General features: G+C 61.6%; 15 protein-coding genes. 7 read left to right on the forward strand and 8 right to left on the reverse strand.

Going from position 1 to position 18,599, the window contains the following annotated elements:
• Together JOE33_RS11600 and JOE33_RS11605 are read right to left on the reverse strand one after the other, a co-directional pair.
• The gene (locus JOE33_RS11600) at positions 1 to 765 is read right to left on the reverse strand and encodes a 5-oxoprolinase subunit PxpA (RefSeq protein ID WP_010440069.1); all 765 of its coding nucleotides are present in this window, start codon (positions 763 to 765) and stop codon (positions 1 to 3) included.
• A 16-nt stretch (positions 766 to 781) separates the two neighbouring features.
• Positions 782 to 2,014 carry an NRAMP family divalent metal transporter gene (locus JOE33_RS11605; RefSeq protein ID WP_010440067.1) on the reverse strand — a complete coding sequence of 411 codons (1,233 nt, stop codon included), beginning with the start codon at positions 2,012 to 2,014 and terminating at the stop codon, positions 782 to 784.
• A 253-nt stretch (positions 2,015 to 2,267) separates the two neighbouring features.
• On the opposite strand from JOE33_RS11605, the gene JOE33_RS11610 reads away from it, so the two are divergent.
• Positions 2,268 to 2,933 carry a GntR family transcriptional regulator gene (locus JOE33_RS11610; RefSeq protein WP_080009348.1) on the forward strand — a complete coding sequence of 222 codons (666 nt, stop codon included), beginning with the start codon at positions 2,268 to 2,270 and terminating at the stop codon, positions 2,931 to 2,933.
• A 138-nt stretch (positions 2,934 to 3,071) separates the two neighbouring features.
• Positions 3,072 to 4,535 (forward strand): protein adenylyltransferase SelO, encoded by a 1,464-nt coding sequence (selO, locus tag JOE33_RS11615; protein WP_010440062.1) that lies wholly within the window; start codon positions 3,072 to 3,074, stop codon positions 4,533 to 4,535.
• A 111-nt stretch (positions 4,536 to 4,646) separates the two neighbouring features.
• Here selO and JOE33_RS11620 read toward each other — a convergent pair whose 3' ends face one another.
• The 6 genes from JOE33_RS11620 to pilG are packed head-to-tail and all read right to left on the reverse strand — an operon-like array spanning position 4,647 to position 14,608.
• A complete protein-coding gene (locus JOE33_RS11620; protein ID WP_003392217.1) occupies positions 4,647 to 5,117 on the reverse strand; it encodes a chemotaxis protein CheW in 471 nt (156 codons plus the stop codon).
• Complete coding sequence (locus JOE33_RS11625; RefSeq protein ID WP_209924073.1) at positions 5,110 to 11,091, reverse strand: Hpt domain-containing protein; 5,982 nt, start codon at positions 11,089 to 11,091, stop codon at positions 5,110 to 5,112. Before JOE33_RS11625 ends, JOE33_RS11620 begins: the two co-directional genes overlap by 8 nt.
• 47 nt (positions 11,092 to 11,138) lie before the next feature.
• Positions 11,139 to 13,181 carry a methyl-accepting chemotaxis protein gene (locus tag JOE33_RS11630; RefSeq protein WP_010440052.1) on the reverse strand — a complete coding sequence of 681 codons (2,043 nt, stop codon included), beginning with the start codon at positions 13,179 to 13,181 and terminating at the stop codon, positions 11,139 to 11,141.
• Positions 13,182 to 13,231: 50 nt separating this feature from the next.
• Positions 13,232 to 13,771 (reverse strand): chemotaxis protein CheW, encoded by a 540-nt coding sequence (locus JOE33_RS11635; protein WP_187625025.1) that lies wholly within the window; start codon positions 13,769 to 13,771, stop codon positions 13,232 to 13,234.
• Positions 13,772 to 13,785: 14 nt separating this feature from the next.
• A complete protein-coding gene (pilH, locus tag JOE33_RS11640) occupies positions 13,786 to 14,151 on the reverse strand; it encodes a twitching motility response regulator PilH (RefSeq protein WP_003316741.1) in 366 nt (121 codons plus the stop codon).
• 46 nt (positions 14,152 to 14,197) lie between these two features.
• Complete coding sequence (gene pilG, locus JOE33_RS11645; RefSeq protein WP_002551738.1) at positions 14,198 to 14,608, reverse strand: twitching motility response regulator PilG; 411 nt, start codon at positions 14,606 to 14,608, stop codon at positions 14,198 to 14,200.
• A 254-nt stretch (positions 14,609 to 14,862) separates the two neighbouring features.
• On the opposite strand from pilG, the gene gshB reads away from it, so the two are divergent.
• The 5 genes from gshB to pyrR all read left to right on the forward strand — a co-directional run bounded on the left by gshB (position 14,863) and on the right by pyrR (position 18,591).
• The gene (gshB, locus tag JOE33_RS11650; protein WP_003316740.1) at positions 14,863 to 15,822 is read left to right on the forward strand and encodes a glutathione synthase; all 960 of its coding nucleotides are present in this window, start codon (positions 14,863 to 14,865) and stop codon (positions 15,820 to 15,822) included.
• Positions 15,823 to 15,988: 166 nt separating this feature from the next.
• On the forward strand, positions 15,989 to 16,891 hold the full coding sequence (locus JOE33_RS11655; RefSeq protein WP_187625024.1) for an energy transducer TonB: 903 nt from the start codon (positions 15,989 to 15,991) through the stop codon (positions 16,889 to 16,891).
• A 76-nt stretch (positions 16,892 to 16,967) separates the two neighbouring features.
• Positions 16,968 to 17,540 (forward strand): YqgE/AlgH family protein, encoded by a 573-nt coding sequence (locus JOE33_RS11660; RefSeq protein ID WP_010440039.1) that lies wholly within the window; start codon positions 16,968 to 16,970, stop codon positions 17,538 to 17,540.
• On the forward strand, positions 17,540 to 17,980 hold the full coding sequence (gene ruvX / locus JOE33_RS11665) for a Holliday junction resolvase RuvX (protein ID WP_010440037.1): 441 nt from the start codon (positions 17,540 to 17,542) through the stop codon (positions 17,978 to 17,980). Before JOE33_RS11660 ends, ruvX begins: the two co-directional genes overlap by 1 nt.
• 98 nt (positions 17,981 to 18,078) lie before the next feature.
• Positions 18,079 to 18,591 (forward strand): bifunctional pyr operon transcriptional regulator/uracil phosphoribosyltransferase PyrR, encoded by a 513-nt coding sequence (gene pyrR, locus JOE33_RS11670; RefSeq protein WP_122694561.1) that lies wholly within the window; start codon positions 18,079 to 18,081, stop codon positions 18,589 to 18,591.
• The last annotated feature ends 8 nt before the right edge of the window (positions 18,592 to 18,599 follow it).

Below are 18,599 nucleotides of genomic sequence, written 5' to 3' on the forward strand. Positions count from 1 at the left end.
TCAGCCTCGATTGAATGCGCGGACAGTAACGCCTGCGTCGTGCAAACGGTTTTTCAGGATGCGTGCGATGTTCACCGCTCCCGGGCTGTCGCCATGTACGCAGATAGAATCGGCCTGCAGGCTGATTTCGCGGCCATCTTCAGCCTCGATGACGCCTTCGCGCACCAGGCGCAGCATGCGCTCGGCGATCCGTTCGGCGTCGTGCAGCACGGCACCGGGTCGCGAGCGCGAGACCAGCGTGCCTTCAGCGGTATAGGCGCGGTCGGCGAACGCTTCGGCGACGCAGGAAAGCCCTGCTTCGCGTGCCCAGTCGAGCAACGGCGAGTTGGCCAGGCACACCAGCTTCAGCGCGGGATCAATGCGCAACAGCGCCTGAATGACCGCCGTGGCCTGACGCTGATCACCGGCGATGGTGTTGTACAGCGCGCCATGAGGCTTGACGTAGCTCACGCTTGTCCCGGCGCTGCGGGCCAGACCCTGCAGCGCGCCGATCTGATAAATGACATCGGCGGTCAGCTGGTCGCTCGGGATGTCCATGTTACGGCGGCCGAACCCTACCAGGTCCGGGTAGGCCACATGCGCACCGATGGCAACGCCCCGGGCCGCAGCGGCCTCGAGGGTGCGCAGGATCCCGGCCGGGTCACCGGCATGGAAACCGCAGGCCACGTTGGCGCTGCTGACCACATCGAGAATCGCCTCGTCATCGCCCATGCTCCAGGCGCCGAAGCTTTCACCGAGGTCGCTGTTGAGGTCTATCGCAGGCATTTTTTGTTCTCCGAAATCAGGCTGCATTGATAAAGGCAAAGATGGGACCGACTGATTTGAACGCCATGTACCACGACAGAAGACAAGTCAGCACGCCCAGCACCAATAGCCAGCGCGGGTAGTGGTAGCCGTCCATCATGTCGGACCGGCGCCAGCCGACGTACATGAAAATGCTCAGGCCCAGTGGCAGGATCAAGCCGTTGAAGCCCCCGGCAAAGACCAGCAGCGCGGCCGGTGGTTTGCCCCACATGACGTATACGACCACGGTAATCAGGATAAAGCCGACAGTCGCCAGATTGCGTGCGCGCTCGGTGATGCGTTTGGAAAACACTGTGATGAACGACATCGACGTATAGGACGCGCCGATCACACTGCTGATGCCGGCCGCCCAGAGCACCAGACCGAACATGATCAGGCCGAAGTTGCCAGCGGCAGCGGTGAACGCCTGGGCCGCAGGGTTTGCGCCCTGGCCGGACACGTCGATGACGACGCCGCTGGCGACCACGCCGAGGATCGCCAGAAACAGTATGTAACGAACAACCCCGGTGACCAGAATACCGGTCAGTGCCGCCTTGGACACCACATCGATGTTCTCGACCCCGACGGTGCCGCGATCCAGCAAGCGGTGAGCACCGGCGTAAGTGATATAGCCGCCGACCGTGCCGCCGACAATGGTGGTGATGGCCGCGAAATCGACCATGTCCGGCAGGACTGTCTGACGCAGAGCCTCGCCCAGCGGCGGGTGCGATGCGAAAGCGGCGAACAGAATCAGGCAGACCTTCAGGGTGCCCAGCACCATCATGATGCGGTCCATGGCGATGCCGGCGCGGTGCGACGAGAAGATCGCGATGGCGATCAGCGCGCTCAAGGCGCCACCCCACTTGGGATCAAGACCAGTCAACGCATTCAAGCCCAGGCCTGCACCGGCGATGTTGCCCAGACTGAATACCAGGCCGCCGAAGATGACCAGTACCGCGAGCAGATAACCGCTACCCGGGATCGCCGCGTTGGCCAGATCGGCCGCGCGCATTCTGGTCAGCGTCACGATGCGCCAGACATTCAACTGCACCACGAAGTCGATCAGGATCGAGGCTAGGATGCCGAAGGCAAACGCTGCTCCCAGAGTCGCGGTGAACGTGGCTGTCTGGGTCAGAAAGCCAGGACCGATGGCAGACGTCGCCATCATGAAGATCGCGGCGATCAGAGAGGCGCGGCGCGCCTTGGTGAACTCATTGGCAGTCTGTGTCACGGCGGCATTCCTGAGATGAGAGGTATTCTGCCAGAGCAATGACCATGCCAAGGGTCATTCAGGCGCGCCAAGTTGTAGATACATAAAGATAATATTGTTGAACAATGCTGATTACATGAATCAACCATATGCACCATGTTGTTACGCCGGGACTCACGCGTGCTACCTGATGAAGCATCTGCTGACCTTCGTCCTTGCCAGCCAATGAGCGGTCGTGGAATATCGACCTGGCTTTTCTTTCTCTGGACCCTTTATGAACGACGCTGCTTCTGTCCTCCCGCGCACCCTCGGAGAATCGATCACCACTGAGCTTCGCAGAATGCTGGTCGAGGGCGAGCTGGTACCCGGTCAACGCCTCTCGGAAGCCGCTCTGGCCGAGAGTCTGGATATTTCCCGTAATACCCTGAGAGAAGCCTTCAGAGTGCTGACCCGCGAAGGGCTGCTGACCCATGAGCCCAATCGCGGTGTCACCGTGGCCAAGCCTGATATGGCGTCGATCATCGATATCTATCGCATTCGGCGCTTCATCGAATGCGGGGCGATTGCCCAGGCTTATCCACAGCATCCCGGTGTGCTGCACATGCGCAATGCGGTCGAGGCAGGCGTGCAGGCGCGTGAGGCCAAGGACTGGATTGCCGTGGGCACCGCCAACATGATGTTTCACAAGGCCATCGTCGAGCTGTCCGACAGCCCGCGACTGGTGGCGTTTTATGCGCAGATATCGGCCGAGTTGCGACTGGCCTTCGGCTTGCTCAACAATCCGGAGCTGCTGCATTCGCCCTATCTGGACATGAACGCCGCGGTACTCGGGCGCCTGGACGCGGGCAAGACCGATGAGGCGACGCGCATGCTCGAGGATTATCTGGTGCAATCGGAACGGACGATTCTGGCCGCCTTCGAGCGAAGCCGGAACCGGTAGTCCGGGCGCAGGCCCGATCATCAGAACTACCACCAAGTGACCCGGTCTACGGGTTCTGACCGTTGCAACACGCCCGACGAGCCAGGCAGGCCGCCGCTTCGTTGAAAGCCTGAAATTCCCCTCTGGAGGCGATACGCTTTGAAAGCACTCGACGAACTCACTTTCGACAACCGCTTTGCCCGTCTGGGCGACGCGTTCTCCACTTCCGTGCTGCCTGAGCCCATTGATGCGCCGCAGCTTGTGGTTGCCAGCCAGTCAGCGCTGGCGCTGCTCGACCTGGCCCCCGAACAGGCCGACCTACCGCTGTTCGCGGAAATCTTCAGCGGCCACAAGCTGTGGTCTGAAGCCGAACCACGGGCAATGGTGTATTCCGGGCATCAATTTGGCTCCTACAACCCGCGCCTGGGCGACGGTCGCGGGCTGTTGCTCGGCGAGGTCTACAACGACGCCGGTGAGCACTGGGACCTGCACCTCAAGGGCGCAGGCCGCACGCCGTATTCACGGATGGGTGACGGGCGCGCCGTACTGCGCTCGTCGATCCGCGAGTTTCTGGCCTCCGAAGCCCTGCACGCACTGGGCATCCCCAGCAGCCGTGCGGGGTGCGTGGTCAGCTCCAGCACCCCGGTATGGCGCGAAACCCAGGAACATGCAGCCATGGTGCTGCGTCTGGCGCAGAGTCATGTGCGCTTCGGCAGTCTGGAATACTTCTTCTATACCAAGCAGCCAGAGCAGCTCAAGACCCTCGCCGAACATGTGCTGACGATGCATTACCCGCACTGCCAGGAGCAGCCGGAGCCGTATCTGGCGATGTTCCGGGAAATCGTCGAGCGCAACGCCGAGCTGATTGCCAAGTGGCAGGCCTACGGCTTCTGCCACGGCGTCATGAATACCGACAACATGTCGATTCTGGGCATTACCTTCGATTTCGGACCGTTCGCGTTTCTGGATGATTTCGATGAGCACTTCATCTGCAACCATTCCGATCATGAAGGTCGCTACTCCTTCAGTAATCAGGTGCCTATCGCGCAGTGGAACCTCAGCGCACTGGCACAGGCCCTGACCCCGTTCATCAGCGTGGAAGCGTTGCGCGAGGCCATCGGTTTGTTCCTGCCGCTGTATCAGGCGCACTACCTGGACCTGATGCGCCGCCGACTGGGCCTGACCGTTGCGCATGAGCAGGACGAACAACTGGTCAGTCAGTTACTGAAGCTGATGCAGAGCAGTGGCGTGGATTACACCCTGTTCTTCCGCCGCCTGGGCGATCAGCCCGCTGTCGAGGCGCTGCGCACGTTGCGCGACGACTTCGTCGATATCAAGGGCTTCGATGGCTGGGCAGAAGCGTATCAGGCGCGTATCGGCCTAGAGGACAACGGCACCGGGGAGGAGCGTCAGACCCGCATGCATGCGGTCAATCCGCTGTACATCCTGCGCAACTATCTGGCACAGAACGCCATCGCCGCAGCGGAAAAAGGCGACTACGAAGAAGTCCGCCGCCTGCATCAGGTGCTCTGTACCCCCTTCACCGAACAGCCCGGCATGCAAGGCTATGCCCAACGGCCACCGGACTGGGGCAAGCACCTGGAAATCAGCTGTTCGTCGTGAGGCTGTGATTCCCTATCGTGCCCATGCTGGAGCGTGAGAAGCGATAACCCTGTAACTATCGTGCGGCGCTCCGCGTCGCATGCCGTTCTGGACGCTCCGCGTCCTCTTTACCTATGACAGCCCTGCATCCACCAGCCATTGCTCCAGTCCTTCTAGGTCGGGAATACGGGCTACGGTTTCGCCGATCTGTACGGCGGCCAGTTCCAGCTCGGCCAGCGGTACATCGACGTAGCTCAACTGGCTGTCGACCTTGCACGAGCGCGGGATGCCCTGAGTCAGCAGGGCGATGAACCTGACGTCGTTGCGTCCGCCCAGTGCGTTGAGCACCACGATACGGGCTCGACCACCGACGCGGGTGCGGCCTCCGCAGGCGGCTTCGAAGCTGAGCAGCGGCAAGGTCAGTTCGCGCCAGCTGATCGGCCCCAGATACCACTCGGGGGCGTCCGGCTCTGCGCTGCAATCCTGGTAATCGATCAACTCGGCGACCGCGACGTTGGGCAGCAGCAGATGCCGGTCACTCAATGGCACCAGCAGGCCGGTCAGGCTGGTCAGACGGCTGGTCTGGAACGTACCTTCAGACATGTGCCTGGCTCCAGTAAGCGATGCTCTCCAGCAACACGGTTTCCTGATACGGCTTGCTCAGGTACTCGTTGACGCCCACCGCCATCGCCCGATCGCGATGCTTCTGGCCCGAGCGGGAGGTGATCATGATGATAGGCAGTTCCTTGAGCTGTTCGTCCTGGCGGATCTGGCTGGCCACTTCAAAGCCGTCCATGCGCGGCATTTCGATATCGAGCAACATGATGTCAGGCGTGTGCTCCTGCAACAGGGTCATGGCATCGACACCGTCCTTGGCCGTCAACACATGCATGCCGTGACGTTCCAGCAGACGGCTGGTGACTTTGCGCACCGTCACCGAATCGTCCACCACCATCACCAGCAACGGTCTGGCGTGCTCGGCTTCGTGGTAGGCAGGCGCCAGCCCTCTGAAAGGCAAGCCCTGCAAGGTACGGATCTGCGCCATCAGATCGAGAATCAGCACCACCCGGCCGTCACCCAGAATGGTCGCACCGGAAATGCCCTGCACCCTGGAGAACTGGGTACCCAGGCTCTTGACCACAATCTCGCGCGAGCCTGCCAGCGCATCGACCTGCACCGCCACCCACTGATCCTGCAGATGCACCAGCAACACCGGCAGCGGCTGCAATTGCCCGGCCAGTCTGGGCGGACTGCTGCCCAGCAACTCGCCCAGATAGCGCAACTCGTAACTGCGCCCGCCATATTGATATCGCGGCGGGCTGGTCTGGTAATAGCCGTCCAGCTCATTGGCCATGACGCGCACGATGCCGTCGACGGTATTGAGCGGCACCGCATACTGTTCTTCACCGCACGTGACCATCAGCGCCCGGTTGACCGACACCGAAATCGGCAGTCGAATACGGAAGCGCGTGCCCTGGCCCGGTACCGAGTCGATGACCATCGAACCGCCCAGTTGCTTGACCTCGGCGTGCACCACATCCATGCCCACACCACGGCCGGAAATCTGAGTGATGATCTCGCTGGTGGAAAACCCCGCCTGGAGGATGAACGGCAATACCTCATGGTCGGACAGGTCGGCATCCGGATGGATCATGCCGCGCTTGATAGCCTTGCGGCGTACCGCTGCCAGATCGACGCCCGAGCCGTCATCGCTCAGCTCGATGACCATATCACCGCCTTCGTACATCAGTTCCAGACTGATATGGCCCTGTTCCGGCTTGCCGGCGGCAATGCGCTTTTCGGTGCTTTCAAGCCCGTGATCGACGGCGTTGCGCAGCATGTGCTCCAGCGGCGCGACCATTCGCTCCAGCACGTTGCGGTCCATTTCACCGTCGGCGTTGCCCACTTCGAAATGGACTTTCTTGTGCAGTTCCGAGGCCACCTGGCGCACCACACGACGCAGGCGCGGCACCAATCGCTCGAACGGCACCATGCGCGTACGCATCAGGCCTTCCTGAAGCTGGGTGTTGACCCTGGCCTGTTGCGACAGCAGCGTTTCCGCGTCGCGGGCACGCGCGCCTAGGGTTTCCTTGAGGTCCAGCAGGTCGGACGCCGATTCGAACAGGGCGCGCGACAGCTGCTGCAGCTGGGAATGACGGTCCATTTCCAGCGGGTCGAACTCTTCGTAGCCGAGCCGCTCGGCCTGGACCTGCTCACGGCTGAGAATGCGCCCCTGGGTTTCCATATCCAGACGACGCAATTGGTCGCGCATCCGCTCGATGGTGGTTTCCATCTCTACCAGGGCGATCTGTGAATCAATGATCTGCTGTTCGATACGTCCACGGAAAATGGAGGTTTCGCCGGCCAGGTTGACCAGGTCTTCCAGTTGCTCGGCAGGCACCTTGACCATTTCCGGGCCACTGCGCTCGGCCTCCCCCTCGGCGACCGGGGCCACGGCTACCACCGACTCCGAATGGACCTCCGGGTCCTGCGCAGCCAGCGGTGCGCCCGAAGGCTCATCGGTGGCCAGCCTGCGAATACTCTCAATCAGCAAGGTGGCGTCAGGCAGCGGCTTTTCATTGCGCACGGCATCGAGCATGTCCGCCAACACATCCTGACCGCTCTGCAACAGGCCGATCATCAGCGGCGCGGGCTGCAGACTTCCGGCGGAAAGCCCCTCGTAAAGCGTCTCCAGCTCGTGGGCGAGGTCGCCTATCGGAGCAATTTCCACCATCCGCGCGCCGCCCTTGAGGGTGTGCAGGTCGCGCAGCAGGTTTTCGACTTCCAGCATGTTGTGCGGATCGGCCTGCCAGCGCGCCAATGCCGCGCCGGAGCTTTCCATGATGTCGAAACCTTCCTCGAGGAAGACTTCACGCAGCTCGGTGTCATGTTCGGGAAGATCTTCATTGACGGCAGGCGAGGCCTGCACCTCGGGCCCGGCGCTCTCCAGCGTGCGGCAGCTGCGCAGCGCGTCGATCAAGGCCGAGGGGTCGCTGAGCGCTTCCTGCCGGTACAGTTGCTCCAGCAGAATCGCCAGATGGTCGTGGCTCTTGTGCAGCAGCTCGGCCAGTGTCGGCGAATGGTTGAAGCGCCGGTCGATCAAGCCTTCGTAAAGGTTTTCCAGTTCGTGGGCCAGATCGCCCACCTCGACCACCTCAGCCATCCGCGCACCGCCCTTGAGGGTGTGCAGATCGCGCTGTAACGAGGCCAGCGGTGCAGGGTTTTCCGGATCGGCCAGCCAGCGCTGCAAGGCTTGACCGGCGCTGTCGAGGATATCGACGGCCTCCTCCAGAAATATCTCGACGATTTCGTCGTCCGGACCGGCAACTTCAGTCTCAGCGTGCCCCGCCTCGCTGGCCAGTTGTTCGGTGGCGGCATTGAGCTCGGTCACGCTCAAGGTGCGATGGCCGTCGCTCTTGACCAGTCCGGTCGCCGACGGGTCAAGCGCCTGATCCAGCAACTGGTTCAAGGCACGCACGCATTCGGGACGCGGCTCGACATCCTGGCCGGCAGCCACCTGATCAAGCATGTTGATCAGCGCTTCGTGAGCATTTTCCGCCACATCGAAAAACCGGTCGCTGACCGCCAGACTGCTTTCCTCGACCGCACCGTAGAGGTCGAGCAAGGCTTCGCATAGCTCATCGACCTGCGGCAGGTCAGCCAGATGCGCGCCATGACCGAGGGTGGTCAGCTCATCGAGCAGCGCGCTCAGTTCCTGGCGTTCGCCGGGGTGCTGCCGCCAGCGCTGCAGCAGGTTTTCCGCATCCAGCACGATGTCCATGCCCTCGGCCAGAAAACCGGCGAGCAGCGTGGGGTTACGCTTGATCCGCAGGCCGCTGTCCGACTCGCGCAGCACCACGGTGAGGCGGTCGTTGAGCATCGCCAGGGCAGCCTCGATCAGCTGCGCGGCACCCGGAATATCGGCCAGCGGGGTGCTGTCGAGCTGCTCGAGGCCCTTGTGCAGCAACGGTTCGGCGCTGCGCAGCAGGACGAGCTCCGGTGAACCGATATCAATGAGGTTGGCCTTGTACTCACGCACCAACTGATCGAGCGGGCTGGCCAGTTCGGCAATCGGCAGCACCCCGGCCATGTGTGCGCTGCCCTTGAGTGTATGCAGCGCACGCAGCACCGCGTCGCTGATCGCCGGTGACGCTGATTGTTCGGCGTTGTCGAGGAAGCGACCGAGTGTGTTCAGATGGCCGAGCGCTTCCTGACGGAAAATCTCCAGCAACTGTGGATCGAGCGGTTCGTCGGCAACAGGCCTGCCTGGCGCATGATCATCCGCGGCCGGCAGCGTCGGAGGCTCCAGCCCATTGGCCAACGCATGGGCACGGGCCGCCAACAGGTCGACATCGTCACGCTGACACTGGGCATCTTCGGCGAAGTCGCGGATGACCGACGGCAGCAGCGCCTGCACTTCGCTCATCAGTTGCTGCACTTCGAGGCCCGGCAGCACATCGCCTTCCAGCACCCGGTTGAGCAGGTTTTCCACCGACCAGGCCAGTTCGCTGAGGATCAGCGCACGCACCATCCGGCCGCTGCCCTTGAGGGTATGAAACGCACGACGCACTTCGGTCAACGCCGTGCTGTCCCAATGGCCGTCGCGGCCGAGCGAGGTGAACCAGCGCGGCAGGTACTCGCGCAGCGCGTCGAGCACCTCGTCGGCCTCTTCGAGAAACACATCGCGCAACTCATCGTCCACCGCCTCTTCCCCGGCCGAGGGCGGCAACAGGCTGGTGGGGACGTTACGGGCGGGAGGGTTGACGGCCGAGACCGGGCTGGCGAGGACCTGGGCAATGGTTTGCGTGGGGCTGACCAGCGCCTTGCGGTCATCCAGTTCCAGCAACTCGTCCTGAGTGATGACTTCTTCGAGCAACGGCACTTCGAGGGTGTCCGCAGCAGGCGTATAGCCCAGCCGCGCCAGGCTTTGCTGGGCCATGTCGAGCACTTGGTCGCCCGGCGCCTGATGGTCTTCGAGCATGCGCTCCAAGTAATACTCTATGCCGGTGATGGTGTCGGCCAGGCAATCGAGCTGAACCCAGGCGGGACGGGTTTCGTCCACCAGCAGGTGTTCCTGGATGTATTCGTTGCAGGCGGCCAGCAGACTGGCAGCACGGGCCAGCGGAATCATCGCCAGCGCACCACGAACCTGCACGATCAGCGCGCAGAGCGGATCGAGCCGCTGCCGGTCCCATTCGCCGTCGATGTAATCGAGAATCACGTCCTTGGCCTGCTGCAGCACCGTGCGGGCTTCGCGAATCACCAGTTGATGAATCTGCGTCAGGTCGGTGGTCGGCAGGCGGCTTTCCTCGCGGCTGACCTGTTCGTGACTCCCGGCCATGCCGGCAAGGGTCGATTCGACGTAGAGCAAGGCACCCGCGACATCCATCAGCGCAGCGTCGCTGGGCTCGCGCTGCCCCTGCGCCAGACCGAGGACCACGGAAAGCTGATCGATGATCACCTTGCGCGGCTGGCCGAACCCCAGCACTGCCAGGGTGTCGGCAATCTGCCGCAACGGCGGCAGCAACGCGTTGAGCTCGCTGACATGCTGACGGTCGCCGCGCACGAACACATCGAGCCGCTCCTTGACCCTGACCAGCCCTTCGCACAAGGCCACGATCACCGAGCGCATGGCGTCACGGTCCGGACCGGCCATGCGGGCACGCTCTTCGTTGACCACGTCGTTGCCGGGCAAGGCATCGGCCAGCGCGTACTGGTCCTTGAGGTCGAGCATCTTCGGCGCCAGGCTGTCGGACTTGGCGATGTAGAACAGCAGGCTTTTCAACAGCTCTTCGGGGGCGGGCTGATTGATGCCGGTGACGCCCTGCTCGGCCAGACGCTTGAGTTCCTTGTCGGCGTCCTTCAACAGGCTGCGCAGCGCCGGACTGTTGGTGAAGTTGCCGTTGAGCATGGTTTCGACCAGTGCCGAGGCGATTCGCCAGAGCGCACCGAGCGGCGCGTCTTCGCACAACTGCTCAAGCCGGGCAAACACCTTGGCCATGTAGCCGAGCTGGGTCTGAACGCCCTGCTCACGCATCAGGCCGGCCAGCGCCGCCTGCAGGGTCTGGCGCAGCTTGCGTAGCAGGCTGGATAATTCCGGGGTATTGCGCCGCGCCAGCTCCTGTTCATCAAGCGCCGGCACGACGACCAACTGCGGGGCAAACAGGCTGGTTTCCGAGAGCAGACTTTCGCCCCGCGCACTGCGCAGGTCGTTGAGCAGTGGCAAGACTACCAGCGGCAGGTCCCGGCGCGCAGAATGAATACGCTCCAGGTAAACCGGCAACTGACTCATGGCCTGGATCAACAGTTGCTCGGACTCGACCGGATGGCTGACGCGGTTCTGCTGGACCGCCAGCGCCAGTTGCTCGATTTCCTCGGCCAGCAAAGCGGCGCCATAGAACTCGATCATCTGCAGACTGCCGTGAACTTGATGTACCAGGTTCAGGCACTCGGCCATTGCCGCAGCGTTGGCCGGGTCTTCGATGAACAGGTCCAGCGCCTGCCGGGCCTGGCGCAGTGTTTCGGCGATCTCGCCTTTCAGCCACTCAAGGGCTACATAATCGTGACGATCAGCCATGACGAGTACCGCCTGTTACCCAATCAAGGTTGTTCATGTGCGGTACATCATCCGGCTTTCTTCGATGACGGCAGGGCAAAGCCCGATACCGAACGACGCATTTCGCTGGCCATTTTCGCCAGATTGCCGATGCTTTCGGCGGTAGCCGATGTGCCCGAGGTGGTCTGCGAAGTGGTTTGCTGAATGACAGTCATGATCTGTGAAATCTGCCCGGCAGACTCGGCCTGCTGGTGGGCGGCGTCGGTGATACTTTCGATCAGTTCGGCCAGCACCCTGGACACCCCTTCGATTTCCCCCAGCGCTACCCCGGCGTCCTGCGCCAGACGGGCGCCGCGCACGACTTCACTGGTGGTCTGCTCCATGGAGATAACCGCCTCGTTGGTGTCGTTCTGAATGGCCCGGACCAGCGTTTCGATCTGCTTGGTCGCGGACGACGAACGCTCGGCCAGGCGCTGTACTTCGTCAGCCACCACGGCAAACCCTCGTCCGGCATCACCGGCCATCGACGCCTGAATGGCGGCGTTCAAGGCGAGGATATTGGTCTGGTCGGCAATGTCGTCGATCAGGCTGACGATGTCGCCAATCTCCTGGGATGACTCGCCCAGACGCTTGATGCGCTTGGAGGTGTCCTGGATCTGCTCGCGAATGTTGTCCATGCCATGAATGGTGTTATGCACGACCTCGTTGCCTTTATTGGCAATCGCCACGGAGCGCTCCGCCACGGCCGAGGACTCCGAGGCGTTGGTCGAGACCTGATCGATGGACGCCGCCATGTCGTTGATCGCCGTCGACGCCGCACTGATCTGCAACGCCTGGTGCTCTGAGGCAGCCGACAATTGCATGGCCGTCGCCTGGGTTTCGGTTACCGCAGCCGCCACCTGCTCGGCGGTCAGGTTGATGGTCACCACCAGCTCGCGCAATTGATCGATGGAGTAGTTGATGGAGTCGGCAATCGCTCCGGTGAAGTCCTCGGTCACAGAGGCCGTGACCGTCAGATCGCCGTCGGCGAGGTTCTCGATCTCGTCCAGCAGGCGCATGATCGCTGTCTGGTTGCGTTCGCTCTTCTGCGCGGTTTCGCGCAGCTGGCGATTGGTCTCGCGCACCATGACCAGCCCGATGAGGATGATCGACGCCAGTGCCAGCAAGCCCAGCACATAGCCGCCGACGGTGTTCATGGTACGGCGCTTGGCGAGGTTTTCCAGGCTGTTGGCGAGTACCGAGGTTTCATCCAGCAGGGTCTGTGAGGTGTTGAAGATATTGCCCGACGCCTCGCGCACCTGATACAGCTCGGGCGAGGTTTCGAGAATCTCGTCCACCGAGCCTGAGACGAATTCGAACAGTTCGGCGATCTCCGCCAGCCGCGCGCGCGCATCGCGGTCCTCGACCTGAGATATGCGCAGCGTGGCGTTGCCCTCCAGCATGCCGTTGAGCACACGACCGAACTGGCTGGCATCGCGGCCAAAGGCGTCGGCGGCCTGCACAGCCGTTTCATCGCCGGCCAGCACGGTGTTGACCGAACCGAGAATCCGTTCTGCGAGCAGCGCCTGGCGTTGCGCAACCACTACCTGCGCAGCAGGGGCCCGGCTTTGCAGAAGGTTCTCGACGACTTTTTCGTATTCGGCCTGCAATTGCGGAATGGTTTCGGCCAGCGTCGCCGCCACCTGATGCAGCGACAGGACGGTCTGTTCGCTGGCCAGAATCACGTCGGTGCTCTTGCGCAGCCCTTCCCAGTCACGTTGCACAGTGCGCAACTCGTCGCGTATCAGGTCGGGAGCTGCAGGCAGGCCGGTGGCCGGGTCGCCTTTTCTCAGGTAGCCCCAGCGCACGTCGAAATCGTTGCGCGCATCCGCCAGCAGTTTGAACGCCTGGGTTTTGCCGGCAGCCGCTTCGGTGGCGTTTTTCGCGATGCGTTGCGACAGGACGCGCAGTTCACCGGCATGCCCGATGTACTGTTTGTCGTAGTTGGACTGAGTGTTGAGGTAGGCGAAGTTGGCGAACAGCAACATGATGAAAACGATGAGCGCCACGAACAGCAGAATAATCTGCGTGCGGCTTCTTGCGCCTTCCCTTGACCGGTCTGTACTACTCATTAATCAGGCCCCCGCCTGGATCAATTGTGAAACACACCAGGCCCGACATGCTAGGAAGCCAGGTCCATGAAATCCGCAGACTGCACCAGCGCCCACGGGCTGAAGATCTGCCACGCCTGCTCGCGGATGAACTGCCCGCGCAGGAACGGCACCATACGCTGATCCATATCCTGCGGGGTCTGGGGTATGAGGCTCAACTGACTGAAACGTTGCATGCCGAACACTTCATCGACCAGCAGACCGGCAAACACATCATGGTGCTCGACCACCAGCACACGTCGCTGTTTGCGCACAGGTGCCAACTCGTGACCGAAAAACCCGCACAGATCCATCAGCGGCAACAACCGGCCCCGCAGGTTGGCGATACCTACCACCCAGAACTTCACGCCGGGCATCACGGCATGATGGGGTTCGTGAAGGATTTCAGCGATTTCGCCAATCGGCGCGACAAACCGTTGCTCGCCCATGCGAAAGCCGATGCCGACCCAATCCTGCTGATGGGCTTCCTGCAGCGGCAGGCCCGCCGCCAGCGAACGACAGCGTCGATCCATATCCAGAAGCAGTTCAAAAGCAGTGCGCGGCTCGGCCATGGCGATTCCGGCAATCAGCCGGCCAGCACCGCATTCAGGGTTTTCATCAGGGTTTCTTCGTCCACCGGCTTGGTCAGGTAATCCCGCGCGCCCTGGCGTTTGCCCCAGACCTTGTCGGTCTCCTGATCCTTGGTGGTGATCATGATCACCGGGATCATGCTGGTATCGGCATCCTTGGTCAGCTGGCGCGTGGCCTGAAAGCCGTTGAGCCCCGGCATGACGATATCCATCAGCACGGCATCGGGCTTTTCCTGACGGGCCAGGGCCACGCCATCAGCGCCGTTTTCGGCCTTGAGCACTTCATGACCGTGCTTTTCCAGCATGCCGGTAAGTTTGTACATTTCAGTCGGCGAATCATCGACGATCAATATTCGAGCCATGGGTGTTCCCCGTCAGATTACGAGCGCTCTACATCAGGCGCGGGCGTCATGATATGTGTTGTTCTGCTGCTACGAAGCCCGGCACATGAGCCTTGATCGCACTGAGCAGTTCTTCCTTGCTGAAAGGCTTGGTCAAAAACTGATCGGAACCGACAATCCGCCCCTTGGCCTTGTCGAACAGGCCGTCCTTGGAGGACAGCATGATGACCGGCGTCGACTTGAATGCCCGGTTGTTCTTGATCAGCGCGCAGGTCTGATAACCGTCCAGACGCGGCATCATGATATCGACGAATATGATTCGCGGGTGGTTATCGGCAATCTTGGCCAGCGCGTCGAAACCGTCTATCGCAGTGATGACTTCACAGCCTGCGTTCTTGAGCAGTGTTTCGGCGGTGCGGCGGATGGTCTTCGAATCATCGATGACCATGACTTTCAGGGCGGAGGCGTGTTGTTCCATAGCTGCTCTTCCATCGCCGCAGCGAATTTTTGCGCATTCTGCGAGGCACTGGGAGCCTGACGGTATCGCTTCGTTGATCGACTGGGACCGAAGACCGGATGCCGAGCCTTTTTAGCACACTCTCCAGACGCAATCCATAAAGTGCACCTCTGTGCACTGCGGCAGGCCTGCCCCTTGACCGGGAGCAATCGGAGCGCCACCCTGATGCCAATTTTACGGCCGTTGCGGCCCTTACCGATCAGAGGATATTGCCCATGAGCGTTCGCCTAGGGATTGTCATGGACCCCATTGAGCGCATTTCCTATAAAAAGGACAGCTCGCTGGCCATGCTGCTTGCCGCCCAGGAACGCGGCTGGTCACTGTTCTATATGGAACAGAAAGACCTGTATCAGAACGCCGGCCAGGCCCGCGCACGCATGAAGCCGCTCAAGGTGTTTGCCGATCCGGCCAAGTGGTTCGAGTTCGAAGCCGAAGTCGACGCAGGTCTCGACGATCTGGACGTGATCCTGATGCGCAAGGATCCACCGTTCGACATGGAGTTCGTCTACGCCACCTACCTGCTGGAGCAGGCCGAGCGTGCAGGCGTGCTGGTGGTCAACAAGCCGCAGAGCCTGCGTGACTGCAACGAGAAGCTGTTCGCCACGCTGTTTCCGCAGTGCACGCCGCCGACGCTGGTCAGCCGCCGCGCGGACATCATCCGCGAATTCGCCGAACAGCACGGCGACGTGATCCTCAAGCCGCTGGACGGCATGGGCGGCGCGTCGATCTTCCGCCACCGTGCGGGCGATCCGAACCTGTCAGTGATCCTCGAAACCCTGACCGCCCATGGCACACAGCAAATCATGGCGCAGGGTTACCTGCCCGCCATCAAGGACGGCGACAAGCGCATTCTGATGGTCGATGGTGAACCGGTCCCGTATTGCCTGGCACGTATCCCGGCAGCCGGCGAAACGCGTGGCAACCTGGCGGCAGGCGGGCGTGGCGAGGCCCGTCCGTTGAGCGACAAGGACCGCTGGATCGCCGAACAGATCGGCCCGACCCTGCGTGAAAAAGGCCTGCTGTTCGTCGGCCTCGACGTGATCGGCGAGCACCTGACCGAAATCAACGTCACCAGCCCGACCTGCATCCGCGAGATCGACAACGCCTTCGGCACCAACATTGGTGGTCTGCTGATGGACGCGATCGAGAAGAAGCTGCAAGCGCGCAAGGGCTGATCGGCCGCTGACGCCGCTGGCCACGGGCAACACCGTGCGCCACGGCGTCAGATCGATTCCCTTCGTCCGATCCGCAGCAGAGCGGCGCGGCACATTGCGTTATCATGCGCCACCTGTAACACGACACGGATTTTGACATGCAGGCTGACGAGATGCTGAACCGCCAATGACATCCATGGCCAACAACGACCTCCCCCTCGAACTCGCCAACGCCGGTGTGCGTCCTGCCGATCGCCTGGGTTTTACCATGATGATCGCGGCGCTGATTCACCTCGCGGTGATCCTTGGCGTGGGGTTCACCTATGTAAAGCCGGAGCAGATCTCACAGACGCTGGAAATCACCCTGGCCACCTTCAAAAGCGAAGAAAATCCCAAACAGGCTGACTTTCTGGCGCAGGACGATCAGCAGGGCAGCGGCACCCTGGACAAGGCCGAAACGCTCAAGACCACCGAGCTGGCGCCTTATCAGGACACCAAAGTCAACAAGGTCACGCCGCCCCCGGCCAGCAAGCCGGTAGTCAAACAGGAAGCCCCGAAGACCGCCGTCGCGACCACTGCGCCCAGCCAGCAGAAAACCGTTGCCAAGCGCGACGAGGTCAAGCCCGAGCCTACCACCAAGGCCGCGCCGACCTTCGACAGCTCGGAACTGAGCAACGAAATTGCCAGCCTGGAAGCCGAACTGTCGACCGAACAGCAGCTTTACGCCAAGCGTCCGAAGATCCACCGTCTCAATGCCGCCTCGACCATGCGCGACAAAGGTGCCTGGTACAAGGACGACTGGCGCAAGAAGGTCGAGCGGGTCGGAAACCTGAACTATCCTGAGGAAGCACGGCGCAAGCAGATCTACGGTAATTTGCGACTTCTTGTGTCAATCAATCGGGACGGCTCGTTGTATGAAGTGCTGGTGCTCGAATCTTCAGGACAGCCTTTGCTGGATCAGGCAGCGCAACGAATCGTGCGTCTGGCCGCGCCTTTTGCGCCGTTCACCGGCGATCTGGCAGATATCGATCGACTGGAGATCATTCGCACCTGGAAATTTGCACGCGGAGACAAGCTGTCAAGCAACTGAACTTTTTTGCCAGCTGACGCCCGACACCCGCACGTGTCAGTTGTCAGCCGGGCAAGGCAACGCCAAACTAGGGCTCATGAAAAAAGTCTCTCCGAGTTATCTCAAGCACCAGTTCCTCATCGCCATGCCGCACATGCACGATGAAAACTTTGCTCAGACCTTGACCTACGTTGTCGAGCACAACGCCAATGGCGCCATGGGACTGGTGATCAACCGCCCGCAAAGCCTGACCCTGGCCGATGTACTCGAACAACTGCGACCCGAGCTTCCGGCACCGAGACACTGCCAGGACATCGTCATTCATACCGGCGGACCAGTGCAGACCGATCGGGGCTTTGTCCTGCATCCCACCGGCCAGACCTTTCAAGCAACGGTCAATCTTCCGGGCGGGATTTCCTTGTCGACCTCTCAGGATGTGCTGTTCTCCATCGCCGATGGTTACGGGCCTGATCAAAATGTGATCACCCTGGGTTACGCGGGATGGGATGCAGGTCAACTGGATGCCGAAATGGCCGACAATGCCTGGCTGACCTGTTCGTTCGATCCGGCCATCCTGTTCGATGTCGACAGCGAGCAGCGTCTGGATGCCGCCGCCAGACGCCTGGGCATCAACCTCAACCTGATCTCGACCCAGGCAGGGCACGCTTGATGGCCGCCTTACGGCTGCTGCTGGGCATTGATTACGGCACCAAACAGATCGGCGTTGCAGTCGGCCAGGCGATTACCGGTCAGGCACGTGAACTCTGTACGCTCAAGGCGCAGAATGGCGTGCCGGACTGGGACAAGGTCCAGGCGCTGATCAACGAGTGGAAACCTGATGCGATCGTGGTCGGTCTGCCGTTGAACATGGACGGCACGCCCAGCGACATGAGCGCGCGCGCGGAAAAGTTTTCGCGCAGGCTCAACGGACGCTTTGGTGTAACGGTCTACACCCATGATGAACGCCTGACCACCTTCGAAGCCAAAGGCGAGCGCATGGCGCGCGGCGGCCAGAAAGGCAGCTATCGCGACAATCCGGTGGACGCCATTGCCGCTGCGCTGTTGCTGCAAGGCTGGCTCGACGAGCACCCCGAACTGCTGAATGTGTGACTTTTTCTGCCTTTATCGCTTCGAGATACCCGGATTCCACGTTATCGCTTGAGCATCGCGCCACGGACCGACGCTGCCCGAGCCTCTAAGGAGCAACCATGAGCCTGCCCGATCCCGCCGAACTGATTCGTCAGATGGCCACTGACCTGAACGCTCACCTGAGCAAGCGCGGCATCAGCGACCCTCGTTTCATCGGCATCCGCACTGGTGGTGTCTGGGTCGCCCAGGCGCTGCTCAAGACGCTGAACAACCCCGCTCCACTGGGCACCCTGGACGTTTCGTTCTATCGCGATGATTTCAGCCAGAATGGCCTGCACCCTCAAGTGCGCCCTTCTGAACTGCCGTTCGAAATCGAAGGCCAGCACCTGGTGCTGATCGATGACGTGCTGATGAGCGGCCGTACCGTCCGCGCCGCGCTCAACGAGCTGTTCGATTACGGCCGCCCGGCCAGCGTCACGCTGGTCTGCCTGCTGGACCTGGACGCCGGAGAGTTGCCGGTGCGTCCGAACGTGGTCGGCGCTACCCTGTCGCTGGCACCGAATGAACGCATCAAGCTGTCCGGCCCCGAGCCGCTGGCGCTCGAACTTCAAGACCTCTCCACCGCCCTTTAAGAGTCCAT

Origin of the sequence: Pseudomonas sp. PvP027 (assembly GCF_017833005.1) — a bacterium.
Classification (GTDB): Bacteria; Pseudomonadota; Gammaproteobacteria; order Pseudomonadales; family Pseudomonadaceae; genus Aquipseudomonas; species Aquipseudomonas congelans.